21 protein-coding genes are annotated in these 25,840 nt (G+C 71.5%); 11 read left to right on the top strand and 10 right to left on the bottom strand.

What is annotated here, in order from left to right:
* Positions 1-2: 2 nt before the first annotated feature.
* The 5 genes from ACW69E_RS06755 (at position 3) to trpA (ending at position 3,743) form a co-directional block, all read left to right on the top strand.
* On the top strand, positions 3-245 hold the full coding sequence (locus ACW69E_RS06755; protein WP_457497423.1) for an HGxxPAAW family protein: 243 nt from the start codon (positions 3-5) through the stop codon (positions 243-245).
* 237 nt (positions 246-482) lie between these two features.
* Entirely contained in the window at positions 483-1,289 is an 807-nt protein-coding gene (trpC, locus tag ACW69E_RS06760; protein ID WP_457497270.1) for an indole-3-glycerol phosphate synthase TrpC, read from the top strand.
* Between the two features lie 16 nt (positions 1,290-1,305).
* The gene (gene trpM, locus ACW69E_RS06765; RefSeq protein WP_394636846.1) at positions 1,306-1,458 is read left to right on the top strand and encodes a tryptophan biosynthesis modulator TrpM; all 153 of its coding nucleotides are present in this window, start codon (positions 1,306-1,308) and stop codon (positions 1,456-1,458) included.
* A gap of 216 nt (positions 1,459-1,674) precedes the next feature.
* Positions 1,675-2,925 (top strand): tryptophan synthase subunit beta, encoded by a 1,251-nt coding sequence (gene trpB / locus ACW69E_RS06770; RefSeq protein WP_457497271.1) that lies wholly within the window; start codon positions 1,675-1,677, stop codon positions 2,923-2,925.
* Positions 2,925-3,743: a tryptophan synthase subunit alpha gene (gene trpA / locus ACW69E_RS06775; protein WP_457497272.1), complete on the top strand. Its 819-nt coding sequence runs from the start codon at positions 2,925-2,927 to the stop codon at positions 3,741-3,743. Before trpB ends, trpA begins: the two co-directional genes overlap by 1 nt.
* A 111-nt stretch (positions 3,744-3,854) precedes the next feature.
* Here the strand turns inward: trpA and ACW69E_RS06780 are convergent, their stop codons facing one another.
* The 6 genes from ACW69E_RS06780 to ACW69E_RS06805 all read right to left on the bottom strand — a co-directional run bounded on the left by ACW69E_RS06780 (position 3,855) and on the right by ACW69E_RS06805 (position 9,922).
* Complete coding sequence (locus tag ACW69E_RS06780; RefSeq protein WP_457497273.1) at positions 3,855-5,327, bottom strand: sodium/solute symporter; 1,473 nt, start codon at positions 5,325-5,327, stop codon at positions 3,855-3,857.
* Entirely contained in the window at positions 5,324-5,767 is a 444-nt protein-coding gene (locus tag ACW69E_RS06785; protein ID WP_457497274.1) for a hypothetical protein, read from the bottom strand. Before ACW69E_RS06785 ends, ACW69E_RS06780 begins: the two co-directional genes overlap by 4 nt.
* On the bottom strand, positions 5,764-6,552 hold the full coding sequence (locus ACW69E_RS06790; protein WP_457497275.1) for a LytR/AlgR family response regulator transcription factor: 789 nt from the start codon (positions 6,550-6,552) through the stop codon (positions 5,764-5,766). The genes ACW69E_RS06785 and ACW69E_RS06790 overlap by 4 nt, the downstream gene beginning before the upstream one ends.
* Positions 6,549-7,646, bottom strand: coding sequence for a sensor histidine kinase (locus ACW69E_RS06795; RefSeq protein ID WP_457497276.1), 1,098 nt, complete (start codon positions 7,644-7,646; stop codon positions 6,549-6,551). Before ACW69E_RS06795 ends, ACW69E_RS06790 begins: the two co-directional genes overlap by 4 nt.
* A gap of 189 nt (positions 7,647-7,835) precedes the next feature.
* Positions 7,836-9,536 (bottom strand): solute symporter family protein, encoded by a 1,701-nt coding sequence (locus tag ACW69E_RS06800; protein ID WP_457497277.1) that lies wholly within the window; start codon positions 9,534-9,536, stop codon positions 7,836-7,838.
* Positions 9,533-9,922, bottom strand: a complete 390-nt coding sequence (locus tag ACW69E_RS06805; RefSeq protein ID WP_457497278.1) for a DUF485 domain-containing protein — start codon at positions 9,920-9,922, stop codon at positions 9,533-9,535. The genes ACW69E_RS06800 and ACW69E_RS06805 overlap by 4 nt, the downstream gene beginning before the upstream one ends.
* Before the next feature lie 353 nt (positions 9,923-10,275).
* On the opposite strand from ACW69E_RS06805, the gene lgt reads away from it, so the two are divergent.
* From lgt to ACW69E_RS06825, 4 genes are all read left to right on the top strand, one after another.
* Complete coding sequence (gene lgt, locus ACW69E_RS06810; protein ID WP_457497279.1) at positions 10,276-11,292, top strand: prolipoprotein diacylglyceryl transferase; 1,017 nt, start codon at positions 10,276-10,278, stop codon at positions 11,290-11,292.
* Positions 11,293-11,491: 199 nt separating this feature from the next.
* Complete coding sequence (locus tag ACW69E_RS06815; RefSeq protein WP_457497280.1) at positions 11,492-12,238, top strand: VIT1/CCC1 transporter family protein; 747 nt, start codon at positions 11,492-11,494, stop codon at positions 12,236-12,238.
* A 372-nt stretch (positions 12,239-12,610) separates the two neighbouring features.
* Positions 12,611-17,179, top strand: coding sequence for a glutamate synthase large subunit (gltB, locus tag ACW69E_RS06820; protein WP_457497281.1), 4,569 nt, complete (start codon positions 12,611-12,613; stop codon positions 17,177-17,179).
* On the top strand, positions 17,172-18,635 hold the full coding sequence (locus ACW69E_RS06825; protein WP_457497282.1) for a glutamate synthase subunit beta: 1,464 nt from the start codon (positions 17,172-17,174) through the stop codon (positions 18,633-18,635). The genes gltB and ACW69E_RS06825 overlap by 8 nt, the downstream gene beginning before the upstream one ends.
* 136 nt (positions 18,636-18,771) lie before the next feature.
* Here ACW69E_RS06825 and ACW69E_RS06830 read toward each other — a convergent pair whose 3' ends face one another.
* On the bottom strand, positions 18,772-19,242 hold the full coding sequence (locus tag ACW69E_RS06830) for a PPOX class F420-dependent oxidoreductase (protein WP_457497283.1): 471 nt from the start codon (positions 19,240-19,242) through the stop codon (positions 18,772-18,774).
* 124 nt (positions 19,243-19,366) lie between these two features.
* Between ACW69E_RS06830 and ACW69E_RS06835 the strand changes: the two genes are divergently transcribed.
* Together ACW69E_RS06835 and pepN are read left to right on the top strand one after the other, a co-directional pair.
* Entirely contained in the window at positions 19,367-19,672 is a 306-nt protein-coding gene (locus tag ACW69E_RS06835) for a chorismate mutase (RefSeq protein ID WP_101257704.1), read from the top strand.
* Between the two features lie 112 nt (positions 19,673-19,784).
* Positions 19,785-22,301 carry an aminopeptidase N gene (gene pepN / locus ACW69E_RS06840; RefSeq protein ID WP_457497284.1) on the top strand — a complete coding sequence of 839 codons (2,517 nt, stop codon included), beginning with the start codon at positions 19,785-19,787 and terminating at the stop codon, positions 22,299-22,301.
* Positions 22,302-22,356: 55 nt separating this feature from the next.
* Here pepN and ACW69E_RS06845 read toward each other — a convergent pair whose 3' ends face one another.
* From ACW69E_RS06845 to ACW69E_RS06855, 3 genes are read right to left on the bottom strand one after another with little or no spacing between them, the layout of a single operon-like run.
* Positions 22,357-22,893 (bottom strand): hypothetical protein, encoded by a 537-nt coding sequence (locus ACW69E_RS06845; RefSeq protein ID WP_457497285.1) that lies wholly within the window; start codon positions 22,891-22,893, stop codon positions 22,357-22,359.
* Complete coding sequence (locus ACW69E_RS06850) at positions 22,890-25,223, bottom strand: hypothetical protein (RefSeq protein WP_457497286.1); 2,334 nt, start codon at positions 25,221-25,223, stop codon at positions 22,890-22,892. The genes ACW69E_RS06845 and ACW69E_RS06850 overlap by 4 nt, the downstream gene beginning before the upstream one ends.
* 25 nt (positions 25,224-25,248) lie before the next feature.
* Positions 25,249-25,704, bottom strand: a complete 456-nt coding sequence (locus ACW69E_RS06855) for a hypothetical protein (RefSeq protein WP_457497287.1) — start codon at positions 25,702-25,704, stop codon at positions 25,249-25,251.
* Positions 25,705-25,840: the final 136 nt, after the last annotated feature.

Consider the following 25,840-nt stretch of genomic DNA (forward strand, 5'->3'; position numbering starts at 1 on the left):
CAATGGCGGGCAACAACCACGGACACACCCCTGCCGCCTGGACCGGCGTCATCATCGCGTTCATCGGCTTCTGCGTCGCCTCGGTCTTCACCGTGCTGGCCGAGCCGGTGTGGTTCTGGGTCGGTGTGGCCATCACCCTCCTCGGCGGCGTCGCGGGCCTGGTCATGCGCTCGATGGGCATGGGCCAGCCGGAGGAGTCCCACGGCCGCCGCCTGGACCAGTCCAAGGAGCGGGTGGAGGCCTGACGGGGCCGCCCCGGGCGGCCCACCCCGGCGCGGTGCCGGCCGGGCGGCACCGCGCCGCTTCCGTGTCCGGCCGCTCCGTGCGGCGGCGCGGCCGCACCGCCCGGTATGTGGGACCGGACCGCCCGGATGCGGATTCCGCGCCCCGGGCCGGATACCATCGCATTGCGTGACCGTGTGTCCGGACAAGCCCCGCGCCCGCCGCAGGGGCCCGAGCCAGCCAGGAAGGGGGCCGCTCGCGTGAGTGTGCTCGACGAGATCATCGACGGGGTCCGCGCCGACCTCGCCGAGCGGCAGGCGCGTGTGGGCCTCGACGAGCTCAAGGAGCGCGCGGCCCGTGCGCCGCGCCCGCGCGACGGCGTGGCGGCTCTCAAGGGCGAGGGCGTCAAGGTCATCTGCGAGGTCAAGCGGTCCAGTCCCTCCAAGGGGGCGCTGGCCGCCATCGCGGACCCGGCCGCCCTGGCCGCCGACTACGAGGCGGGCGGCGCCGCGGTCATCTCGGTGCTGACCGAGCAGCGGCGCTTCGGGGGATCGCTGGCCGACCTGGAGGCGGTGCGCGGGCGGGTGGACGTCCCCGTGCTGCGCAAGGACTTCATCGTCACCTCCTACCAGCTGTGGGAGGCCCGGGCGCACGGCGCCGACCTCGCCCTGCTGATCGTCGCCGCGCTCGACCAGGAGGCGCTGGTGTCGCTGGTGGAGCGTGCCGAGTCCATCGGGCTGACCCCGCTGGTCGAGGTGCACGACGAGGAGGAGGCCGAGCGCGCGGTGGACGCCGGTGCCAAGGTCATCGGCGTGAACGCGCGCAACCTCAAGACCCTGGAGGTCGACCGCGGCACCTTCGCCCGGGTCGCCCCCGAGATCCCCGAGGGCGTCGTGAGGGTCGCCGAGTCGGGCGTACGAGGCCCGCACGACCTGATCGCCTACGCCAACGAGGGCGCCGACGCGGTGCTCGTCGGCGAGTCCCTGGTCACGGGGAAGGACCCGAGGACGGCCGTGGCCGATCTGGTCGCCGCCGGCGCCCACCCCGCCCTGCGGCACGGGAACTGAGGCGGGAACGACCGAGATGGCCCTGTCCGCCCGCCTCGCCCCCGGCTGCCGCCCCCGCGGCTGCCGCGCGCCCGCGCGCCGGGTGCTGGGGCGGCGTGTGCGCTACCACATCGGCTGCGAGCCGGGCCAGGTCAACGGCAGGCGATGGCCTGCCCGGGCCGGGCGCTGAACGGCGCCCCCGCCGCCCGCCGGGCCGCCGACGGCCCGCGGGCCCGGACGGGCTCCCGCGCGGCCCGCGGACCGTACCGTCGGCCGCGCACCCTGCCCGGCCGCACCGCCGCACCCGCTCTTCCGGGGCTCTGCAGGCCCCTTCGGGCCGGTGCGGCGCACCGCCTCACGTGACCACCCCTTCCTGGGGCATGCGCCCCGACAAGGAGCATGTCGGATGTCCACCGACTTCTTCGTTCCCGACCCCGAGGGCCGGGTGCCGACCGCCGAGGGCTACTTCGGCGCCTTCGGCGGCAAGTTCATCCCGGAGGCGCTCGTCGCCGCCGTGGACGAGGTCGCCGCCGAGTACGAGAAGGCCAAGGCCGACCCCGCCTTCGCCGCCGAGCTGGAGGACCTGCTCGTCAACTACACCGGCCGGCCCAGCGCGCTGACCGAGGTGCGGCGGTTCGCCGAGCACGCGGGCGGAGCCCGGGTCTTCCTCAAGCGCGAGGACCTCAACCACACCGGCTCACACAAGATCAACAACGTGCTGGGACAGGCGCTGCTGACCCGGCGCATGGGCAAGACCCGCGTCATCGCCGAGACCGGCGCGGGCCAGCACGGCGTCGCCACCGCGACCGCCTGCGCCCTGTTCGGCCTGGAGTGCACCATCTACATGGGTGAGATCGACACCCAGCGCCAGGCGCTCAACGTCGCCCGGATGCGGATGCTGGGCGCCGAGGTCGTCCCCGTCACATCCGGCAGCCGAACCCTGAAGGACGCCATCAACGAGGCGTTCCGCGACTGGGTCGCCAACGTCGACCGCACCCACTACCTCTTCGGCACCGTCGCCGGCCCCCACCCCTTCCCGGCCCTGGTGCGCGACTTCCACCGCGTCATCGGCGTCGAGGCCCGGCGGCAGATCCTCCAGCGCACCGGGCGGCTGCCGGACGCCGCGCTGGCCTGCGTCGGCGGCGGCTCCAACGCCATCGGCCTGTTCCACGCCTTCATCCCCGACACCTCCGTGCGCCTGATCGGCCTGGAGGCCGCCGGGCACGGCGTGGACTCCGGCGAGCACGCGGCCACCCTCACGGCCGGCGAGCCGGGCATCCTGCACGGCTCGCGCTCCTACGTCCTGCAGGACGACGAGGGCCAGATCACCGAGCCGTACTCCATCTCCGCCGGCCTGGACTACCCCGGCATCGGTCCCGAGCACTCCTACCTCAAGGACACCGGGCGCGGCGAGTACCGCCCGGTCACCGACGACGAGGCGATGCGGGCGCTGCGCCTGCTGTCGGAGACCGAGGGCATCATCCCGGCCATCGAGAGCGCGCACGCGCTGGCCGGCGCGCTGGAGGTCGGCCGCGAGCTGGGGCCGGAGGGGCTGCTGCTGGTGAACCTCTCCGGCCGCGGCGACAAGGACATGGACACCGCCGCCCGCTACTTCGGGCTGTACGACGGTGCGGACACCGCGAAGGGGGCCGAGTGATGGCGGGCCGTGCGGAACTGCTGGGACGCGTCCTGGCACAGGCGAAGGACGAGGGGCGGGCCGCCCTGGTGGGCTACCTGCCCGCGGGCTTCCCCACCGTGGACGGCGGCATCGCCGCCTGCACCGCCCTGCTGGAGGGCGGCTGCGACATCGTCGAGGTCGGACTGCCGCACAGCGACCCGGTGCTGGACGGGCCGGTCATCCAGACCGCCGACGACATCGCCCTGCGCGGCGGGGTGCGCATCGCGGACGTGCTGCGCACCGTGCGCGAGACGCACGCCGCCACCGGCGCGCCGGTGCTGTGCATGACGTACTGGAACCCCGTCGACCGCTACGGCGCCGAGCGGTTCGCCGCCGAGCTGGCCGAGGCGGGCGGCGCCGGCTGCATCCTGCCCGACCTGCCGGTCGAGGAGTCCGAGGTGTGGCGCAAGGCCGCCGAGCAGCACGGTCTGGCGACCGTCTTCGTGGTCGCCCCCAGCAGCCGTGACGAGCGGCTGGCGAGGATCACCGAGGCCGGCAGCGGCTTCGTCTACGCCGCATCCCTGATGGGCGTCACCGGCACCCGCGAGTCGGTGGGGCAGGAGGCACAGGAGCTGGTGCGCCGCACCCGCGCCACCACCGACCTGCCGGTCTGCGTCGGACTGGGCGTCTCGAACGCGCGGCAGGCCGCGGAGGTGGCCGCCTTCGCGGACGGCGTCATCGTCGGCTCGGCCTTCGTCAAGCGGCTGCTGGACCACGAGGGCGACTTGGACGCCGGCCTGGCCGCGGTCCGCGAACTCGCCGGAGAGCTGGCCGAGGGCGTACGGCGCCGCGGCTGAGCGGGCCGAAGGCACGGAAACGGGCCCGGGGGCGTACGGCGGACGGCCGCACGCCCTCGGGCCCGCGCGCCTCCCGGGCGCTCGCGTACCCCCTCGGAGCCCGTGCGCGCGTCAGGGGGCGTGCAGCCGCAGCACGGCGCGCTCGGACCAGTCGGCCGGAACGCCGCGCAGCGAGACCGCGATCATCGTGAGGAACGCCAGCGGAACGGTCCAGGCGGCGGGCTGGGCCAGCAGCACGGTCAGCCAGGCCGACGACGGCTGCGTGAGGGCGGACAGCACCGCGGCCCCCGTCGCCGTGACCACCCCGGTGGCCAGCCCGGCCGCCGCGCCCGCGACCGTCAGCCGCGTCCACCAGATGCCCAGCACCAGCAGCGGGCAGAACGTGGAGGCCGCCACCGCGAACGCCCAGCCGACCACCACGTTGATGTCCAGGTGTGCGGCGGGCAGCGACAGCAGCACCGCCACCAGCGCCCCCGCCGCCACCGCCAGCCGCAGCCTGGTCACCCCGCCGCCGAACAGATCGTGGGAGAGCCCTCCGGCCAGGGCCAGCAGCAGCCCGGAGGAGGTGGACAGGAACGCGGCGAACGCGCCGGTGGCCACCAGCGCCGTCAGCACGCTCCCCAGCGTCCCCGGCACGGCCGCCCCGGGCAGGACGACGGAGACGGTGTCGGTGGCGTTGCTGTGCACCAGGTGCGGGGTCAGTACCCGCCCCAGCAGCCCGTAGACGGCCGGGAACAGGTAGAACAGGCCCAGCAGGCCGATCACCAGCACGGCCACCCGCCGGGCGGCCCGGGCCGTGGGGCTGGTGTGGAAGCGCATGATCACATGGGGCAGCCCGATGGCCCCCAGCGTGGTGGCCAGCAGCACCGACCAGGTGGACAGCAGCGGCATCCCCGCCCCCTGGATGTCGATCAGCGGGCGGGTCCACTCCTCGGCGGCCGGGCCCGTCTCCCGGACCGGCCGCAGCGCCTCGGCGCGCGTGTCCGCACCGACGTGCACGATCAGGTAGATCGCCGGCACGGCGATGAAGGCCAGCTTGACCAGGTAGTGGAACGCCTGGACGTAGGTGGCCGACCGCATGCCGCCCACCGCGATCGACGCGCTCACCACCAGCCCGGCCAGCACCACGCCCACCCAGTACGGAGTGCCGCTGACCAGGCTCAGGACCACACCGGCGCCCTTGAACTGCGGCACCAGATAGAGCCACATGATCACCAGCACGATCACCCCGCACAGCTTGCGGATCGCCGGCGAGCCCAGCCGGTACTCGGCGAAGTCGGGCACCGTGAACGCCCCCGAGCGCCGCATCGGCCCGGCCACCAGCGCCACCACCGCGACGTACCCGGCGGTGAAGCCGACGGCGTACCACATCGCCCCGACGCCGTCCTTGAGCATCAGCCCGGCCAGACCGAGCACCGAGGCGGCCGACACGTACTCCCCGGCGATCGCCATGGCGTTCCAGCCGGGGGCGATGCGGCGGGAGGCGACGAGGAAGTCCGGGCTGGTGCGGGCCGCGTGGACGCCGTACAGGCCGATGGCCAGGCTGGCGGCCAGGACCAGGCCGATCGCGGTCACGGCGGTCACGGGCCGCCACCCGCGCCCGTGCCCGAGGCCGCGCCCGCGCCCGCGGCCACACCCGCGCCCGCGCCCGCGGAGCTCTCCGCGCGCTCGGCACGGCGCACATGGCACAGGGCGAGCAGCAGCAGCACCGGGTAGGTGGCCACCACCAGCACCAGCCACGACACCGGCACGCCCGCCACATGGAGCCGGTCCAGCACCGGCAGCGCCGCGATCGTCCCGCTGGAGCCGAACAGCACCGCCCCCAGCAGGGCCACCGTCCGCAGCGCGGTGCGGCGCTGCGCGGCGAACACGGCGCGGGCGGCCTCGGCGTCGGCCGGCGCGGGCAGCGGCAGCAGCTGCGGATGGCGGCGGTGCCCGCGGGCCAGGGCGATACGGGTCTGCGGGCTGGTGACCTTCACCCGGCGCGGGCCGCCGAGCTGGCCGCCCTTGACCGGGCTCTTCACCGGGCCGCCCTGCCCAGCCGTCCGCTGCGCGCCGCCTCCAGCAACTGCTCCTTCAGGCTCCGGGCATGCCTGCGGCTGACCGGCACGTCACCGGCCGGAGTGCACGCCACCAGCCCCGAGGAGCTGGTGACCCGCAGGTCGTGGACCCAGCCGACGGCCACCAGATAGCCGCGGTGCACCCGCACGAAGCCGGCCGGAGCCCATATCTCCTCCAGATACGACAGCGACAGCCGGATCAGATGCGTGCCCTGCCCGGTGTGCAGCCGTATGTAGTCGCCGTGCGCCTCCACGAACTGGACGTCGTCGCGCCGCACGAACACCGTCCGGCGACCGTGGTCGATCTGGACGACCGCCAGCTCCTCCCGCGGCCCCTCCGCCTCGTGCGCGCCGCCGCCCGCCGCCGCCCGCCCGGTGGCGCCGATCCGGGCCACCGACTCGGCCAGCCGCTCGGGCCGGACGGGCTTGAGCAGGTAGTCCACCGCCCCGATGCCGAACGCCTCGATGGCGTGGGACTCCGAGGCGGTGACGAAGACGATGGAGGGCGGCGCCGAGAGCTGGCTGATGACCCGGGCCACGTCCATGCCGTCCAGCCCCGGCATGGAGATGTCCAGGAAGACGGCGTCGAAGGCGGTCGCGCCCAGCAGCTGCACCGCCCGGGCGCCGCTCTCGGCGGCGTACACCTCGCCGACCTCCGGTGTGTCCGCCAGGAGGTCGGCGAGCTCCTCGCGGGTGGACGCCTCGTCCTCGACGACGAGGACCTGAAGGGCCCGCGGCGCGCTGCTCATTCGGTAACCACTCCTCGCATGAATCGCGGCACCCTGATGGTCACCTTGGTGCCGTTGCCGGGCGCGGTCTCGATGACGAGGCCGTACTCCGGTCCGTACACGGTACGGAGTCGCCGGTCCACGTTGGCCAGACCGACGTTCCTGGCAGGAGGACCGACTCCGGCGAGGATCGCCCGTGCGAGTTCCGGCTCCATGCCCACGCCGTCGTCCTCGATCTCGATGACGCACAGCGGGCCCTCGCCGAACCCCGAGACGCCGATGTGCCCGGGTCCGGCCTTCTTCTCCAGACCGTGGCGCACGGCATTTTCCACTATGGGCTGGACGACGAGGAAGGGGATGGCGACGGGAAGAATCTCCGGAGCCATCCGGACGGTGATCTCCATCCGGTCGTCGAACCGGGCGCGCTGCAGCTCCAGGTACGTCTGGGTGGCCTGGAGCTCGTCGGCGACCGTCACGTAGTCGCCGGCCGTGGAGAAGCTGTAGCGCAGGTAGTCGGCGAAGTCGGTGAGCAGGCGGCGGGCGCGGCCGGGATCGGTGCGGATGTGCGCGGCGATGACGGCCAGGGAGTTGTGGACGAAGTGCGGGGATATCTGGGCCCGCAGGGTGCGCAGGTCCGCCGCCGCGATCCGGGCGCGGGCGCTGCGCAGCTCGGTGTGGTCCAGCGCCTGCGACACCAGCTCGGCCACCTCGGCCACCTCGGTCTCGTCCAGCGCCCGCCCGTCCGCGGAACCGCCCACCACCAGGCAGCCGGTCAGCTCGTCCGCCACCAGCAGCGGGGCCGCGCACAGCGGGGGCTTGCGGAAGACGGTGCCGTGCTCGTACACCTGGGCGAGCACCGCGTCCAGGTCGGTGCCCTCCGGCAGCGCGCCGTGCCGGGCGACGGGCCCGTCGAGATCGGCGAGCACGACGGCCTCGGCGCCCACCAGCCGCCGGATCCGGCGGACCGCGGCCAGGGCCCGGCTGCCGTGCAGACCGTCCTGGAGGTCCGCGCCGATCAGCCGCACCTCCCGCAGGACGCCGATCGTCCCGGGCAGGCCGGACCCGGCCGGGCCACCCCGGCCCGCCCGCCCGCCTCTCCACGATCCTCTGACCACAGTGCGACCGTATAACGCGACAAATGGCGATGGGGAGTCCCTCGAACCTGCTTCGAAGGACTCCCCGTGGGGCCCGGTGGCGGGACCGGCGCCAGGATGTGGGGGGTCACGCCGGCACAGAAGCACCCGCCACCGGGGGCCCGAAGGGCCCGCCCCGGGGGGATGGGGCGGGCCCGGTCCGGGATGCGGTCAGTGCCTGGCCGCGCCCTCGGCGCCGGCCCCGGTCAGGGCCCGCACCTGGAGCTCGGCGAAGCGCCGCGGGTTGCTCTCGCCCGAGGACAGCGTGCCGACGATCGCGCACAGCAGACCGAGCGGAATGGACACCAGGCCCGGGTTGGACAGCGGGAACCAGGCGATGTCGATGCCCGGGAGCAGCGCCTTCTCGGTGCCGGAGAACACCGGGGAGAAGATCACCAGACCCACCGCGCTGATCAGACCGCCGTAGATGCCGGCGACCGCGCCCCGGGTGTTGAACCGCTTCCAGAACAGGCTCAGCAGCAGGGTCGGCAGGTTGGCCGAGGCGGCGATCGCGAAGGCCAGACCGACCAGGAAGGCCACGTTGAGGCTCTGGGCGAAGATCGCCAGGACGATCGACGCGGCACCGATGCCGAAGGCCGACAGGCGGGCGACCTTGATCTCCTCGTGCTCGGACGCCCGGCCCTTGCGCACCACGCTGTTGTAGAAGTCGTGCGCCAGGGACGAGGAGGAGGCGATGACCAGGCCGGCCACCGTGGACAGGATCGCCGCGAAGGCGACGGCCGCGATGACCGCCAGCATCACCGAGCCGAAGAACTCGCCGCCGAAGTGCTCACCGACCTCCCGGGCCAGCTGCGGCGCGGCGGTGTTGCCCGCCGCGTCCTGGGCGGTGATGGCCTCCTTGCCCACCAGGGCCGCGGCGCCGAAGCCCAGGATCAGGGTCATCAGGTAGAACGAGCCGATCAGGCCGATGCCCCAGTTGACGGACTTACGGGCGGCCTTGGAGTCCGGGACGGTGTAGAAGCGGATCAGGATGTGCGGCAGGCCCGCGGTGCCCAGCACCAGGGCCATGCCCAGGCTGATCAGGTCGAGCTTGTTCCACATCGTCTGCAGGGCGTCCCCGGGCACCTCGACGCCGTACCGCAGCCCCGGTTCCAGGAAGGACTGCCCGGCGCCGCTGGCGTTCGCGGCGTCGCTCATCAGCTCGCCGAAGTCGAAGCCGTAGATGGCCATCACCAGGGCGGCCAGGATGATGGTGCCGCCCATCAGCATGCCGGCCTTGATGATCTGCACCCAGGTGGTGCCCTTCATGCCGCCGAAGGTCACGTACAGGGTCATCAGGATGCCGACGACGACGATGCCCACGATCTTGGCGGTGTCGGCGTCCATGCCCAGGTACGTCTCGCCCGGCTGGATGCCCAGCAGAAGGGCGACGACCGCGCCGGCGCCGACCATCTGGGCCAGCAGGTAGAAGATCGACACGGTGATGGTGGACACGGCCGCGGCTGTGCGCACCGGGCGCTGCTGCATCCGGTACGACAGCACGTCCGCCATGGTGAACCGGCCGGAGTTCCTCAGCAGCTCGGCGACCAGCAGCAGGGCCACCAGCCAGGCGACGAGGAAGCCGATGGAGTAGAGGAAGCCGTCGTAGCCGAACAGCGCGATCATGCCCGCGATGCCCAGGAAGGAGGCGGCGGACATGTAGTCGCTGCCGATGGCGAAGCCGTTCTGCATACCGCTGAACTCGCGCCCGCCGGAGTGGAAGTCGGCCGCGGACTTCGTCTGGCGGCCCGCCCACACCGTGACGCCGAGCGTCACGGCGATCATGACGACGAACACCAGGATGGTCAGGGTGCGGCTGCTGGAGCTGACCTCTTCGGCCGCCAGGAGCACGTGGGAAGCGGCGGTCGTCATGCCCGTCCTCCCGTCCGGCCGGCGGTGGAGGCCGCGGGCGCACCGGTCAGCTCGGCCCGCAGGTCGTCCGCGAGCGGGTCGACCTTCCGGTCGGCGTAGCGCGCGTACATGATCGCGATGCCGAAGGTGCTGACGAACTGGAGGATCCCGAACACCAGGGCCACGTTGACATCGCCGAACAGGACCGTGGCCATCACGTCACGGGCGTAGGCGGACATCAGCACGTACAGCAGGTACCAGACGAGGAAGCCGACGCTCACCGGGAGCACGAACCTCATCAGGCTCCGCCTGAGCTGGTCGAAACGCGGATCGCTGTGCATGGCCACCATGCGGTCCTCCGCGTCCCCGGCGGGGTCCAGGGTTTGTTGTAGACGGTCTGCGGACACTGCCGCCTCCTTCATCGACACGACGCGATACGACACGACGTACGGGAGCGGAAAAGGAATGCGGGGAACGTAAGGTGCGTCACACTCGCGGTGAAGAAGCTGATCGCGGTGTGCGGCGAACGCCGGATACGCGCGCCGAACGGTAGACCGTCGTGCGCCGAACGGTCGCCTTTCCGCGCCGAGCGGTCACCCTCGCGGGGGAAGCGGCGGCGGAGCGCACGCCGGACGAGGGCCGTCCCCGCACCGCCTCTCGTGCGCGCCGCGGGGCTTCACACCACCCGCACGCGCGTTACGCACCCGTTGCCGGGTGAAGCGGCCTCCCCGGGGCCCGGCACGGTAGCGTTCGTGGGGTCATGGAAACCCTTGCCTTCATCCCCAGCCCGTCGTCGGGCGAGATCGTCATCGGACCGATCCCGCTGCGGGGCTACGCGTTCTGCATCATCCTCGGCGTCTTCGTCGCGGTCTGGCTCGGCGGGAAGCGCTGGGTCGCCCGGGGCGGGCAGCCCGGCACGGTCGCCGACATCGCCGTGTGGGCGGTGCCGTTCGGCCTGGTCGGCGGCCGTCTCTACCACGTCGTCACCGACTACCAGCTCTACTTCGGCGAGGGCCGTGACTGGGTCGACGCCTTCAAGATCTGGGAGGGCGGCCTCGGCATCTGGGGGGCGATCGCGCTGGGCGCGGTGGGCGCCTGGATCGCCTGCCGCAGGCGGGGCATCCCGTTGCCCGCCTACGCGGACGCCATCGCGCCCGGCATCGCGCTCGCCCAGGCCATCGGCCGCTGGGGCAACTGGTTCAACCAGGAGCTGTACGGGCGCCCCACGGACCTGCCGTGGGCGGTGGAGATCGACAACGGCGTCGACACCGGCACCTTCCACCCCACCTTCCTGTACGAGTCACTGTGGTGCGTGGGCGTGGCCCTGCTGGTGATCTGGGCCGACCGCCGCTTCCGCCTCGGCCACGGCCGCGCCTTCGCCCTGTACGTCGCGGCCTACACGGCGGGGCGTTTCTGGATCGAGTACCTGCGCATCGACGAGGCCCACCAGATCCTGGGCCTGCGTCTGAACAACTGGACCTCGATCGCGGTCTTCCTGGGCGCGGTGGCCTACATCGTCCTCTCGGCCAGGCTCCGCCCGGGGCGTGAGGACGTGGTGGAGCCGGTGGCGCGGGAGACCGGCGGCAGCGCGGACGACAGCACCGGCGATGACACCGACGGCGGCGCCGACGGCGGTGCCGGAGGCCCCGCGGAGGGCGGGAAGAACACCGCGAAGGACCCGGAGGCCGGGCCGGAGCGCGCCGAGTCCGCCTCCGCCGCCGAGACCCCGGAGTCCTCTTCCTCCTCCGGCGGCGCGTCCGCCTCCGCCGCCGGCTGACCCCGGTCGCGCCGGAGAACCGCACAGGCCCGGGCCGCGCCCCTCCGGCGCGACCTGGGCCTTCTCCGCGCGGCGGCGAAAGCCCAGGTCAGCGAGGTAAGTTCGGCCTGCCTTGCTGGAATCGCACCCCAAGATGGACGTACGGTCGAGACGTCGGACACCGGACGGGGGACACAGGAGGCGCAGGCGGATGTCGTCGATGGCCAAAGACGAGGCCGAGATCACCCTGCGGCCCGGAGCCCCGAACTCCGCGCACCGCGACAACCACACCCACCGTGACGTGACGGGCGGCTGGCTGCGCCCGGCCGTCTTCGGGGCGATGGACGGGCTGGTCTCCAACCTCGCCCTGATGACAGGTGTCGCGGGCGGCAACGTGGACCGCTCCGTGATCATCATCAGCGGTCTGGCCGGACTGGCGGCCGGAGCCTTCTCCATGGCGGCCGGCGAGTACACCTCGGTGGCCTCCCAGCGCGAGCTGGTCCTGGCCGAGCTGGACGTGGAGCGCCGCGAACTTCGCCGCAACCCCGAGGACGAGCAGCGGGAGCTGGCCGAGCTGTACGTGGGCAGGGGAGTGGAACCCAAGCTGGCGGCGGAGGTCGCCGAGCAGCTGTCCCGGGACCCCGAACAGGCCCTGGAGATCCACGCGCGCGAGGAGCTGGGCGTGGACCCGGGCGAGCTGCCCTCGCCCACGGTCGCCGCGGTCTCCTCCTTCGGCGCCTTCGCGGTGGGCGCACTGATCCCCGTGCTGCCCTACCTGCTGGGCGCCGCCACCCTGTGGCCCGCCGTGCTGGTGGCGCTGCTGGGCCTGTTCCTGTGCGGTGTACTGGTCTCCAGGATCACCGTGCGCCCGTGGTGGTACAGCGGGCTGCGGCAGCTCGCCCTGGGCGGCGCGGCCGCCGCGGTGACCTACGGGCTCGGTAACCTGTTCGGGGTCGCCGTGGGGTGAGCCCGGCGCGAACCCGCACCCGGCCGGCCCGTCCGGTGCGGCCCGTCCGGCTGTGACCTGTTCAACTCCGGAATTCTCCACTCATCTGTTACCCGCCGGTTTCAGCCGTGTCACCGTTGGGAATGAACAACGAGCGCTTCTGGCAGTGTCGCCGGCGCCACCCGAATCCACGCGGCGGATGTACGCCGTATGCCCGATTCGACCCCCATCGTAGGTCCGCATGATGGACCGAGGTGTCCGCCCTCCGGAAGAAACCTCATCATGTAACCTGCACCGAAAATTTGTTCCGCAGAGGGCCAACGTCGTCCCTCGGCGCCCTTCGGACCCGGTCCGGAAGACGCCACCAAGCCCCACATGACGACGGGAGAGCCGATGCGTGCTGCGCCCCTGACGGCCTACCCTGCCAAGCAGGGAATGTACGACCCGCGCGACGAGCACGACGCCTGCGGCGTCGGCTTCGTGGCCACCCTCACCGGTGAGGCGAGCCACACGCTGGTCGACCAGGCCCTGACCGTCCTGCGGAACCTGGAGCACCGCGGCGCCACCGGCGCCGAGGCCGACTCCGGCGACGGCGCGGGCATCCTGGTCCAGGTCCCCGACGCCTTCCTGCGCGAGACCGCCGGCTTCGAGCTGCCCGAGGCGGGCTCGTACGCCGTGGGCATCGCCTTCCTCCCCACCGGTGAGACCGCCGGCGCCGAGGCCGCCGCACGCATCGAGACGATCGCCGCCGAGGAGGGCCTGAACGTCCTGGGCTGGCGCGAGGTCCCCGTCGCCCCGCAGCTGCTGGGCAGCGGAGCGCGCGCCACCATGCCCGCCTTCCGCCAGCTGTTCGTGGCCGACGGGGTGAACACCGGTCTGGCCCTGGACCGCAAGGCGTTCGTACTGCGCAAGCGCGCCGAACGCGAGGCCGGCACCTACTTCCCGTCGCTGTCCGCGCGGACGATCGTCTACAAGGGCATGCTGACCACCGGGCAGCTCGAACCCTTCTTCCCCGACCTGTCCGACCGCCGCTTCGCCAGCGCCATCGCCCTGGTCCACTCGCGGTTCTCCACCAACACCTTCCCCAGCTGGCCGCTGGCCCACCCCTACCGCTTCGTCGCCCACAACGGCGAGATCAACACCGTCCGCGGCAACCGCAACTGGATGCGCGCCCGCGAGTCCCAGCTCGTCTCCGACCTCTTCGGCGGCAAGGACGCCGGGAACCTGGAGCGGATCTTCCCCGTCTGCACCCCGGACGCCTCCGACTCCGCCTCCTTCGACGAGGTCCTGGAACTGCTCCACCTCGGCGGCCGCTCCCTGCCCCACGCGGTGCTGATGATGGTCCCCGAGGCGTGGGAGAACCACCCCTCCATGGACCCCGCCCGCCGCGCCTTCTACCAGTACCACTCCACGATGATGGAGCCCTGGGACGGACCGGCCTGCGTCACCTTCACCGACGGCACCCAGGTCGGCGCCGTCCTGGACCGCAACGGACTGCGCCCGGGACGCTACTGGGTCACCGACGACGGCCTGGTCGTCCTCTCCTCCGAGGTCGGCGTCCTGGACATCGACCAGGACAGGGTCGTCCGCAAGGGCCGCCTCCAGCCCGGCCGCATGTTCCTGGTGGACACCGCCGAGCACCGCATCATCGAGGACGACGAGATCAAGGCCTCCCTCGCCGCCGAGCACCCCTACCAGGAGTGGCTCGAGGCCGGGATCATCGAGATCGAGGACCTGCCCGAGCGCGAGCACATCGTCCACACCCACGCCTCGGTCACCCGCCGCCAGCAGACCTTCGGCTACACCGAGGAGGAGCTGCGCGTCCTGCTCGCCCCGATGGCCCGCACCGGCGCCGAGCCGATCGGCTCGATGGGCACCGACTCGCCCATCGCCGCGCTCTCCACACGCCCCAGGCTGATCTTCGACTACTTCACCCAGCTGTTCGCCCAGGTCACCAACCCGCCGCTGGACGCCATCCGCGAGGAACTGGTCACCTCGCTGATCTCCTCCCTCGGCCCCCAGGGCAACCTGCTGGAGCCCACCGCGGCCTCCTGCCGCAGCGTCACCCTGCCCTTCCCGGTGATCGACAACGACGAACTCGCCAAGCTCGTCCACATCAACGCCGACGGCGACATGCCGGGCATGAAGGCCGTCACCCTCTCCGGCCTCTACCGCGTCGGCGGCGGGGGAGCGGCCCTGGCCGAGCGGATCGACGAGATCTGCGCCGAGGCCGAGGCCGCCATCACCGACGGCGCCCGCCTGATCGTCCTGTCCGACCGCCACAGCGACGCCGAGCACGCCCCGATCCCGTCGCTGCTGCTCACCTCCGCCGTCCACCACCACCTCATCCGTACCAAGCAGCGCACCCAGGTGGGCCTGCTGGTCGAGGCCGGAGACGTCCGCGAGGTCCACCACGTCGCCCTGCTCATCGGCTACGGAGCCGCCGCGGTCAACCCCTACCTGGCCATGGAGACCGTCGAGGACCTCGTCCGCGCCGGCACCTTCCTGCCCGGCGACACCGACCCCGAGACCGCCATCCGCAACCTGATCAAGGCACTCGGCAAGGGCGTGCTGAAGGTCATGTCCAAGATGGGCATCTCCACCGTCGCCTCCTACCGCGGCGCCCAGGTCTTCGAGGCCGTCGGCCTGGAGCAGGACTTCGTCGACACCTACTTCCACGGCACCGCCACCAAGATCGGCGGCGCCGGCCTGGACGTCGTCGCCAAGGAGGTCGCCGCCCGCCACGCCAAGGCCTACCCGGCCTCCGGCATCGCACCGGCCCACCGCAACCTGGACATCGGCGGCGAGTACCAGTGGCGCCGCGAGGGCGAGCCGCACCTGTTCGACCCGGAGACGGTCTTCCGCCTCCAGCACGCCACCCGCACCCGCCGCTACGACATCTTCAAGCAGTACACCCGGCGCGTGGACGAGCAGTCCGAACGCCTGATGACACTGCGCGGCCTGTTCGGCCTGAAGTCCGAGCGCCCCTCGATCCCCGTCGAGGAGGTCGAGCCCGTCTCCGAGATCGTCAAGCGGTTCTCCACCGGCGCCATGTCCTACGGCTCCATCTCCCAGGAGGCCCACGAGACCCTCGCCATCGCCATGAACCGGCTGGGCGCCAAGTCCAACACCGGCGAGGGCGGCGAGGACCCCGAGCGGCTGTACGACCCGGCCCGCCGCTCCTCGATCAAGCAGGTCGCCTCCGGCCGCTTCGGAGTCACCTCCGAGTACCTGGTCAACTCCGACGACATCCAGATCAAGATGGCCCAGGGCGCCAAGCCCGGCGAGGGCGGCCAGCTGCCCGGCCACAAGGTCTACCCCTGGGTCGCCAGGACCCGGCACTCCACCCCCGGCGTCGGGCTCATCTCCCCGCCGCCGCACCACGACATCTACTCCATCGAGGACCTCGCCCAGCTCATCCACGACCTGAAGAACGCCAACCCCGCCGCCCGCATCCACGTGAAGCTGGTCTCCGAGGTCGGCGTCGGCACGGTCGCGGCGGGCGTGTCCAAGGCCCACGCCGACGTCGTGCTGATCTCCGGCCACGACGGAGGCACCGGCGCCTCCCCGCTGACCTCCCTCAAGCACGCGGGCGGCCCCTGGGAGCTGGGCCTGGCCGAGACCCAGCAGACCCTGCTGCTCAACGGCCTGCGCGACCGCATCGTCGTCCAGACCGACGGCCAGCTCAAGACCGGCCGCGACGTGGTCATCGCCGCCCTGCTGGGCGCTGAGGAGTACGGCTTCGCCACCGCCCCGCTGGTCGTCTCCGGCTGCGTGATGATGCGCGTGTGCCACCTGGACACCTGCCCCGTGGGCATCGCCACCCAGAACCCGGTGCTGCGCAGCCGCTACAGCGGCAAGGCCGACCACGTGGTGAACTTCTTCGAGTTCATCGCCGAGGAGGTCCGCGAGCTCCTGGCCGAACTCGGCTTCCGCAGCCTGGACGAGGCCATCGGCCACGCCGAGGTCCTCGACGTCAGCCGCGCGGTCGACCACTGGAAGGCCCAGGGACTCGACCTGGCCCCGCTGCTGCACGTCCCCGAACTGCCCGAGGGCGCCGCCCGCCACCAGATCGTCCCCCAGGACCACGGCCTGGCCAAGGCCCTGGACAACCAGCTGATCAAGCTCGCCGCCGACGCCCTGTCGGCCGACACCGCCGAGGACGCCCGCCCGGTGCGCGCCCAGGTGCCCATCCGCAACATCAACCGCACGGTCGGCACCATGCTCGGCCACGAGGTGACAAGGAGGTTCGGCGGCGCCGGCCTGCCCGACGACACCATCGACATCACCTTCACCGGCTCCGCCGGCCAGTCCTTCGGCGCCTTCCTGCCGCGCGGAATCACCCTCCGCCTGGAGGGCGACGCCAACGACTACGTCGGCAAGGGCCTCTCCGGCGGACGCGTCGTCGTCCGCCCCGACCGCGGCGCCTCCCACCTGGCCGAGTACTCCACCATCGCGGGCAACACCCTCGCCTACGGCGCCACCGGCGGCGAGATGTTCCTGCGCGGCAGCGTCGGCGAACGCTTCTGCGTCCGCAACTCCGGCGCGCTGGTGGTCTCCGAGGGCGTGGGCGACCACGGCTGCGAGTACATGACCGGCGGCACGGCCGTCGTCCTGGGCCGCACCGGCCGCAACTTCGGCGCCGGCATGTCCGGCGGCACCGCGTACGTCATCGACCTCGACGCCGACAACGTCAACCCCGACATCGCCGCGGCCGTCGAACCCCTCGACGACACCGACCGGCAGTGGCTGCACGACGCCGTGCGCCGCCACCACGAGGAGACCGGCTCCACCGTCGCGGAGAAGCTGCTCGCGGACTGGGAGACCGCCGCCGAACGCTTCAGCAAGATCATCCCCCGTACCTACAAGGCAGTGCTCGCCGCCAAGGACGCCGCCGAGCGAGCCGGACTCTCCCAGGCCGAGACCCACGAGAAGATGATGGAGGCGGCGACCAATGGCTGATCCCAAGGGCTTCCTCAACACCGACCGCGAGGTCGCCGAGACCCGCCCCGTACCCGAGCGGGTCAAGGACTGGAACGAGGTCTACGTCCCCGGCTCCCTGCTGCCGATCATCGGCAAGCAGGCCGGCCGGTGCATGGACTGCGGCATCCCCTTCTGCCACAACGGCTGCCCGCTGGGCAACCTCATCCCCGAGTGGAACGACTACGCCTGGCGCGGGGACTGGCAGGCCGCCGGCGAACGGCTGCACGCGACCAACAACTTCCCCGAGTTCACCGGGCGGCTGTGCCCGGCCCCGTGCGAGTCCGCCTGCGTACTGGGCATCAACCAGCCCCCGGTGACCATCAAGAACGTCGAGGTCACCATCATCGACAAGGCATGGGAGGCCGGCGGCGTCACCCCGCAGCCGCCCGAGCGCCTGTCGGGCAAGACCGTCGCCGTCATCGGCTCCGGACCCGCCGGCCTGGCCGCCGCCCAGCAGCTCACCCGCGCCGGACACACGGTCGCCGTCTACGAGCGCGCCGACCGCGTCGGCGGACTGCTGCGCTACGGCATCCCCGAGTTCAAGATGGAGAAGCGCCACATCAACCGCCGCATCGAGCAGATGCGCGCGGAGGGCACCAAGTTCCGCACCGGAGTGGAGGTCGGCCGCGACATCGACGCCGCCGACCTGCGCAAGCGCTACGACGCCGTCGTCATCGCAGCCGGCTCCACCACCGCCCGCGACCTGCCCGTCCCCGGCCGCGAACTGAACGGCGTCCACCAGGCGATGGAGTACCTGCCCCTGGCCAACAAGGTCCAGGAAGGCGACTACATCACCCCGCCGATCACCGCCGAGGGCAAGCACGTCGTCGTCATCGGCGGCGGCGACACCGGCGCCGACTGCGTCGGCACCGCCCACCGCCAGGGCGCGGCCTCCGTCACCCAGCTGGAGATCATGCCCCGGCCAGGCGACGAGCGCGACCCGGTCGGCCAGCCCTGGCCCACCTTCCCCATGCTCTACAAGGTCACCTCCGCCCACGAAGAAGGCGGCGAGAGGGTCTACTCCGTCTCCACCACCCACTTCGAGGGCGACGAGGACGGCAACGTCCAGGCCCTGCACCTGGTCGAGGTCGAGTTCATCGACGGCAGGCCGACGCCCAAGCCGGGCACCGAGAAGCGCATCCCGGCCCAGCTCGTCACCCTGGCCATGGGCTTCACCGGCATCGACAAGGACAACGGCCTGGTCGAGCAGTTCGGCCTGGAACTGGACCAGCGCGGCAACGTCGCCCGCGACGCCGACTACGCCACAGGCGTGGACGGCGTCTACGTCGCCGGCGACGCCGGCCGCGGCCAGTCCCTGATCGTGTGGGCCATCGCCGAAGGCCGCTCCGCGGCCAGGGCCGTGGACCGCTACCTGACCGGCGCCAGCTCCCTGCCGGCCCCGGTCAGGCCGACCGACCGCGCACTGACCGTCTGACCCACCCCGACCGTCCGTACGGCGCGGACCGGCCGGCCACCCCGGCCGACCGGTCCGCACCGCCACGGAGGCACACCCCGCGGCGCCGACCCCCTCCCCGACCGGGGGCCGGCGCCGCGGCATGTCCGAGCACGGATCAGCCGCCCTCCGCCAGACGCGCCGGGAAACCCCCCGTGGCCACCGGACCCCAGCGCACCGGAGTGATCCGCAGCAGCGACTTGCCCTGCCGCACCATCGCCTCGCGGTACTCGTCCCAGTCCGGATGCTCACCCGCGATCGCCCGGTAGTACTCCACCAGCGGCTCCACCGCCTCGGGCACGTCCAGCACCTCGGCGGTGCCGTCCACCTGCACCCACGGGCCGTCGAAGTCCTCCGACAGCACGATCACGCTCACGGCCGGATCACGGCGCGCGTTGCGCGCCTTGGCGCGCTCGGGATACGTCGACACCACGATCCGCCCCGCGCCGTCCACCCCGCACGACACCGGCGACCCCTGCGGAGAGCCGTCGGCACGGCGGGTCAGCAGCACCGCCCGGTGGCGGGGACGCACGAAGTCCAGCAGCTCGTCGAGTCCGACACGGGTGTTGGTGGCGATGGAAGGGCTCATGACCCGACCCTATGCCGCACCGCACGGAGCACCGCACCCCCGGCACGCCGCGGCTCGCGCGGCCCGTATCCGCCCACCGGAACGGGCACGGAGGCGAAGCCGGAAACGCATAGAGTCGGTGACCATGACGAACAGCGAGATCGACCCGTCGGTGCAGGCAGAGCTCACCCGGCTGCGCGACAGCATCGACAACATCGACGCCGCCGTGGTGCACATGCTCGCCGAGCGGTTCAAGTGCACCCAGCAGGTCGGCCGCCTCAAGGCCGAACACCGACTGCCCCCCGCCGACCCCGCCCGCGAGGCCCAGCAGATCGCCCGGCTCCGCTCCCTCGCCGAGAACGCCAAACTCGACCCGGCCTTCGCCGAGAAGCTGCTGAACTTCATCATCGCCGAGGTCATCCGCCACCACGAGACCATCGCCCGCTCCTGACCGCCGGCGGCCGCACGGCTTCGGCCACGAGGTTGCGGCCGGAAGACCCGGCGGAAGGCACGGCTGGGATACCCGGTGCGGCCCGCACGGCCGATACGGCAGCATGAGCGGCATGCCCGCACTGACCCGAGAAGAGGCGCGGAGCCGAGCCCGGCTCATCGACGTCCGGCACTACACCGTCGACCTGGACCTGACCCGGGGCGAAGAGACCTTCGGCTCCACCACCACCGTCCGCTTCACCACCCGCGAAGCGGGCGACACCTTCGTCGAGGTACGGCCCCACACCCTCCACCGGGCCGTCCTCGACGGACACGCACTCGACACCGCCTCCCTCGCCGACGGGCGCCTGCCGCTGACCGGCCTGAACGCGGGCGAACACGAACTGCGCATCGAGGCCGACATGGCCTACTCGCGCACCGGCGAGGGCATGCACCGCTTCACCGACCCCGCCGACGGCCGCACCTACCTCTACACCATGTGCTTCCAGACCGAAGCCCCCCGCGTCTTCGCCGCCTTCGACCAGCCCGACCTCAAGGCCCCCTTCACCGTCACCGCCACGGCCCCCGAGGAATGGACCGTCCTCGGCAACGGCACCGCCCACCGCGTCGAAGGAGAACCCGGCCGCTGGGAGTGCGCCACCACCCCACCGCTGAGCACCTACTTCATGGCACTGGCCGCCGGCCCCTGGCACTCGGTGCGCACAGAGCACGCCGGCATCCCCTTCGGCCTGCACGTACGCCAGTCCCTGGGCAGCCACCTCGACGACGACGCGCAGGAACTGCTCGACATCACCCGCGCCTGCTTCGACCGCTACCACCAGATCTTCGACGAGCCATACCCCTTCGACTCCTACGAGCAGGCCTTCGTCCCCGAGTTCAACGCCGGCGCCATGGAGAACCCCGGACTGGTCACCTTCCGCGACGAATACGTCCACCGCTCCGCCGTCACCGACACCCAGCTCCAGAACCGTGCCGTGACCATCGCCCACGAGATGGCCCACATGTGGTTCGGCGACCTGGTCACCCTGCGCTGGTGGGACGACATCTGGCTCAACGAGTCCTTCGCCGAGTACATGGGCTACCAGATCATCACCGAGGCCACCCGCTTCACCGGCACCTGGACCGAGTTCGCCGTCGACCGCAAATCCTGGGGCTACGACGCCGACCAGCGCCCCTCCACCCACCCCGTCGCCCCCGAACCCGAGGCGGTGCCCGACACCGCCACCGCCCTGCTCAACTTCGACGGCATCTCCTACGCCAAGGGCGCCTCCGCACTGCGCCAGCTGGTCACCTGGCTCGGCGAGAAGGCATTCCTCGCCGGCATCAACGACCACTTCGCCCGCCACCGCTTCGGCAACGCCACCCTCGCGGACTTCCTCGACTCCCTCGCCCGCGCCTCCGGCCGCGACGTCCACTCCTGGGCCGACCGCTGGCTGCGCACCACCGGCGTCGACACCCTCACCCCGCACATCACCGCCGACGGCCGCCACTGGCACCTGGAGACCGCCCACACCGGCAACCGCCCCCACCGCCTCACCGTCGGCCTCTACGACCTCGACGGCACCGGAGCGGCGAGCCGTCTGACACCCCGCGAACCACTCACCGCCGACATTCCCGCCGACAGCGGCCACACCCTCACCGCCGACGGCCCCCGCCCCGACCTCGTCCTCCTCAACGACCGCGACCTCACCTACGCCAAGGTCCGCCTGGACGCCGACTCCTGGCGTACCGTGCGGCGCGCCCTGACCCACCTGCCCGACCCGCTCACCCGCGCCACCGTCTGGAACGCCGCCCGCGACATGGTCCGTGACGGCCGGCTGCCGCCCGCCGACTACCTGGACACCGCACGCGCCCACCTGCCCCACGAGAAGGACGACGCCGTCGTCGCCGGCGTCCTGGACTTCGCCCGCCACGAGATCGCCGACCGCTACCTGCCGCCGGAGCAGCGCACCGCCGCCCTGGAGACCCTCACCGACCTCGCCCGCGCCCTGCTGGAGCACGGACCGGCCGGCGGCGGACGCGACGGGGGAGTCCGACTGACCGCCGTACGCGCCGCCATCGACAGCGCCACCACCCCCCGCGACCTCCACCACTGGTGGACCACCGGCACCCTCCCCGGCGGACACCCCCTCGACCACGAACTGCGCTGGCGGCTCCTGCACCGCCTCGCCGTTCTCGGCGCCGTGAACACCTCCGACATCGGCGCCGCCCACGACGCCGACCCCAGCGCCACCGGCACCGAGGGAGCCGCACGCTGCCGCGCGGCCCTGCCCGACCCCGCAGCCAAGGAAGCCGCCTGGCAGGCGGTGTTCGACGAGGCCGACACCCTCTCCAACTACCTGCTCAAAGCCACCTTCCAGGGCTTCTGGCACGCAGAGCAGCAGGACCTGCTGCGCGACTACGTCCCCCGCTACTTCGACCAGGCCCCCGCCCTCGCCGCCCGCCGCGGCCCCGCCATCGCCCAGGCACTGGGACGGCACGGCTTCCCCCGCCCCTTCACCGACCCCGGCACCCTGGACCTGGGGCAGCGGTGCCTGGCCGACGACTCCCTCACCCCCGCCCTGCACCGCTCCCTCGCCGACGAACTCGACGACCTCGCCCGCGCGTTGCGCGTACGCGCGGCGCACTGACGGGTTCGGCCGGGTGGGGCCGCAGCCAGGCGGCCCCACCCGCAACAGCCCTGTTTCACTCCACCTCATCGCAAGGAGTGCGTTTCATCAGAACTTCGCGGTACTCGATAAGGAACTCAAGCATGGCCTCTTCGTCGGCCGTGTTCTCGCTTGACTTGACCACGATGAAAAGATCTTGATTGTCTCTTTTGGGGGAACAGCGCATCACGCTGAGGCCACTGTCCTTTGAATACACATATTTTTCATCGGCCGTCTGATGGTCGGGCTTCACGTAGGCATGGACGGTGGCGAAGCGCCTGGTCGACCACCCATCCTCCCACCACTCCCGCTTCACCTCGAAGGCTACTTCTCCGTCTACCGAAGCGCTGCACACCTTCCTGAAGTCTTCGTCGCCCTCCTCGTTCAGTTCAATCTCCTCCCCTGGCGGCAAGAAAGGTGCTAGCTTGTCCGGCCTTACGTCTACGTCACACAGCATTTCGGGAATCTTGTATTCGCGACTCTTCCGCTCTTCTTCGCAAGCTGTTATCGACAAACACATGACCGCAGTCGCGGCAGAGACAACGCCAACGGCTCGGAGGGATGATATGTTCACGATGCATCACCGGAAGATCTCAAATTAGCCCCTTCGCTGTGGCTGCTTCCCGTCTGATCGCGAGCTGCCCTCTTTAGACCTTCAAGAGTGGCATCATTTACTTCCGGGTGATCTCGCGCTGCACGCGCAACGGCTGCCATGGCGGAATCAACCGCTGCGTCACGCCCGTTGGAGTAGTCCCGCATGCCGTTATCACCAATTTTGTTGGCGTCCTTCTCGGCACTCTTCACCACGCTCTCCGTGATGTCCTCTGCCAGCCAGTTGATGACCTCTCCCACCACCGGAACCCGCTCCGGGATGAGGGAAGTGCCCAGTTCAACGGTGCGGGTGGCCCACTTGCCCTTGTCGCCCGCGGCCTCGTTGAAGTCCTTGGCGGCCGCGGTGTTGTAGTCATGAACGGCGTCGGCACGGGCATCGCTCATGATGCCCGCCATCACGGCGCCGGGAGCGACCGCGCTGCTCACCCTCTGCTCCAGGGAGACCTTTGATCTTTCTTCCTCCGGTTTTTCCTGCTCGCTGGAAAACTCATCGAAGACCCTGTCCACCATCAGCGTCGTGTACGACTGCTGAGCGCTGGTGATCGTGGCGTACGCGTCCGGGTTCTGACCCACCTCGCCGAGGAAGGTCACCACGTGGCTGGTGTTGTCGAAGACCGCCGGTACACCGTTGACCGGGAAACTGTCCGATGCCGGGGAGTCCCCGTACATCGACCGCTGGAAGTCGCCGATGTACTCCGCCGTGATGTTGCCCAGGCTGTCCCGCAGCACATGGAGCGGTCCGGACTTAAGATCCTCGAACTTCTCGTCCTTCAGGTTCTCGTTGTGGCGGATCAGCTCGGGGTGCTCGCCGAAGTGCGCCACCAGGCGCTCGGTGAACTCCGCACGCTCGGAGGTGTGCTCGATCGGATCCGTCGACTGGCTGTCGTACGCGCGCCCGGTCGCCGCCGCCTCCAGCGCGTGCCCCAGCGCGTTCGGCCCGTGCTCGAGAACATCCTCCGATCCGGGCGCGCCCGGCTTCGCCAGGCTGTCCGGCGGCCACACGAAGTCCTCCTTGAGGAACTCGTCGAAGTACTGGTAACCCAGCTTGGCGCCCTTGTCGGCGGTGCCGTCCTCCCGGTACACCGTCGGATCACCCGTGAAGAACCTCTCCGCGGCCTCCGGGCTGTGCCCCAGCGCCTCCAGCACACTCGTCAGCGGGTCGTAACCGGCCCCGCCCCTGCCCGACGGGTTGTAGCCGAGATCCGCGTCGCCCATGCCCGCCGGCCTGTTCGACGTGAACCGCATGGGCTCGTCCTGGTGGAGCTGGGTGATGTGCTCCGCGATCGGAGTGAGGAAGTCCGCGTCGTAGTTCCCGTAGCGCATGATCCCGCCGAGAACCTGGTAGCCGTACGGCTGCGGGCCGAACGGGCCCGGCTCCAGATCGATCTGCCGGGTGCCGAGCCTGCGGAACTCCTCCCCCCAACTGGCGGGCAGGTGCGTCTTGTTGTCCGGGTCGGTGGCGGTGGCCAGCGCGATGCCCATGTTCCGCTGGAGATCCCGGGACAGCCCCAGCCGCTCCTCGTTCTCCTCCCCGTCCCCCAGGGTGCCGTCGATCGACATCCGGGCGTAGAACCGCAGGACCTCCTCGGGGCCGCCCAGCCCCTTGTAGAAGGCCGTGGAGAACTCCGGGTCCTCGGCGTTCGCGCCCACCAGACCGTTGAACTCGCGGTACTGGGCATCCGACATGTCCGGGCCCAGCTTCGCCAGCTCCACGGCGCGCTCGGCCTCGACCTCGTCCAGGGAGCTGTACTGGACGTGCCCGAAGTCGTGGGAATCGCCGCCGTGGACCCTCTTCAGCGCCCGCGCCGCCAGACCGTCGATCTCCTCGGCCCGCGCGATCAGCCGGTCGATCCGGTCCGCCAGGTCCCTGCCGGCCCGGCGCTGCTCCTCGGAGGGGGCGCTGTTGTCCGGCTGGCGGTCGAGGGAGAACCCCACCGTCCCGTCGCCGTTGTCCCTCACCCGGATGCCCTGCTCACGGCCTCCCTCGACCTCCTTGATCAGGTCGGCCTGGACGGACTTCAGATCCGTGTGCGCGTCCCTGAGAATGTTCCTGATGCTCCTGGCCTGGGCCTCCGCGTCGTCGAACTCCTTGGCCGTCTTGCGGACGAACGGCTTGGTGACGGTGGCGTTCTCGCCCTTCCAGTCGGCCTTCTCGGCTTTGGCGGCCATACCGGTGCGGGCCTCGTCCGCCAGCTCCCCCAGCTTGGTGACCACCGAATTCCAGTCCGAGACCGCATCCGACAGGCCGGAGAAGGAGACCCCGTACAGATCGGTGAAGGTCAACTTGGCCATGGTGCCGTTTCCCCGTTCCCCGTGCTTACTCGTAGTAGCGCTCGATCTCCGACACCGACATGGCCGAGCCGTCGCGGTGCCGCATCTGCGCCTCGATCTCCTTGTCCTGCTTGGTGTAGGACTTCGCGCTGTAGTCGAGGTGGTTGGAGATGTGCGCACAGGACTGCAGCAACGTCCTGAGCTGGGAGTCCCACACCCCGACGGTGAGGGCGAGTTCCTCGCCCAGTGCGAGGTTGGCGTTCTTCAGAGCGGTGGCGGCGCCGTCGCTGGACTCGCGGGCGAGGTCACCGTCCTTCCGCAACCGCCCGAACAGCATGTAGGCGTCGTGCCCGATGGCCCCCAACTCGTCCTGGGCGGCCGACAGATCATGCCCGCCACCCCCGCCGCCACCCGGGCCGGCCGCCTCGTTCAGCCGCGTCCCGGTGCCACCCCCCTCCGAGGCCCTCGCCACCAGAGCGGCCCACTCCTCGTCGAACGACACACGCCCTCCCCCGAGTCGGTCGATGCACTGTGTGACCAGACGATAACAGGCGGGAGCGGGCGCGGGCGGCGGCCCGAGCGCAGGCCCGCGCACGCCGTCATATGCCGCCGCGGAAAACGGAAATGCTCATCCGAGC

The sequence above is a fragment of the Streptomyces sp. SS8 genome (assembly GCF_054072955.1).

Excerpts from the sequence above, each read along its gene's own strand:
- ACW69E_RS06830 (WP_457497283.1), bottom strand. The coding sequence starts at position 19,242 with ATGAGCCCTTCCATCGCCACCAACACCCGTGTCGGACTCGACGAGCTG.
- ACW69E_RS06850 (WP_457497286.1), bottom strand. The coding sequence starts at position 25,223 with ATGGCCAAGTTGACCTTCACCGATCTGTACGGGGTCTCCTTCTCCGGC.
- ACW69E_RS06755 (WP_457497423.1), top strand. The coding sequence starts at position 3 with ATGGCGGGCAACAACCACGGACACACCCCTGCCGCCTGGACCGGCGTC.
- ACW69E_RS06835 (WP_101257704.1), top strand. The coding sequence starts at position 19,367 with ATGACGAACAGCGAGATCGACCCGTCGGTGCAGGCAGAGCTCACCCGG.
- lgt (WP_457497279.1), top strand. The coding sequence starts at position 10,276 with ATGGAAACCCTTGCCTTCATCCCCAGCCCGTCGTCGGGCGAGATCGTC.
- pepN (WP_457497284.1), top strand. The coding sequence starts at position 19,785 with ATGCCCGCACTGACCCGAGAAGAGGCGCGGAGCCGAGCCCGGCTCATC.
- ACW69E_RS06790 (WP_457497275.1), bottom strand. The coding sequence starts at position 6,552 with ATGAGCAGCGCGCCGCGGGCCCTTCAGGTCCTCGTCGTCGAGGACGAG.
- trpM (WP_394636846.1), top strand. The coding sequence starts at position 1,306 with ATGGCCCTGTCCGCCCGCCTCGCCCCCGGCTGCCGCCCCCGCGGCTGC.
- ACW69E_RS06815 (WP_457497280.1), top strand. The coding sequence starts at position 11,492 with ATGGCCAAAGACGAGGCCGAGATCACCCTGCGGCCCGGAGCCCCGAAC.
- trpB (WP_457497271.1), top strand. The coding sequence starts at position 1,675 with ATGTCCACCGACTTCTTCGTTCCCGACCCCGAGGGCCGGGTGCCGACC.
- gltB (WP_457497281.1), top strand. The coding sequence starts at position 12,611 with ATGCGTGCTGCGCCCCTGACGGCCTACCCTGCCAAGCAGGGAATGTAC.
- trpA (WP_457497272.1), top strand. The coding sequence starts at position 2,925 with ATGGCGGGCCGTGCGGAACTGCTGGGACGCGTCCTGGCACAGGCGAAG.
- ACW69E_RS06800 (WP_457497277.1), bottom strand. The coding sequence starts at position 9,536 with ATGACGACCGCCGCTTCCCACGTGCTCCTGGCGGCCGAAGAGGTCAGC.
- ACW69E_RS06825 (WP_457497282.1), top strand. The coding sequence starts at position 17,172 with ATGGCTGATCCCAAGGGCTTCCTCAACACCGACCGCGAGGTCGCCGAG.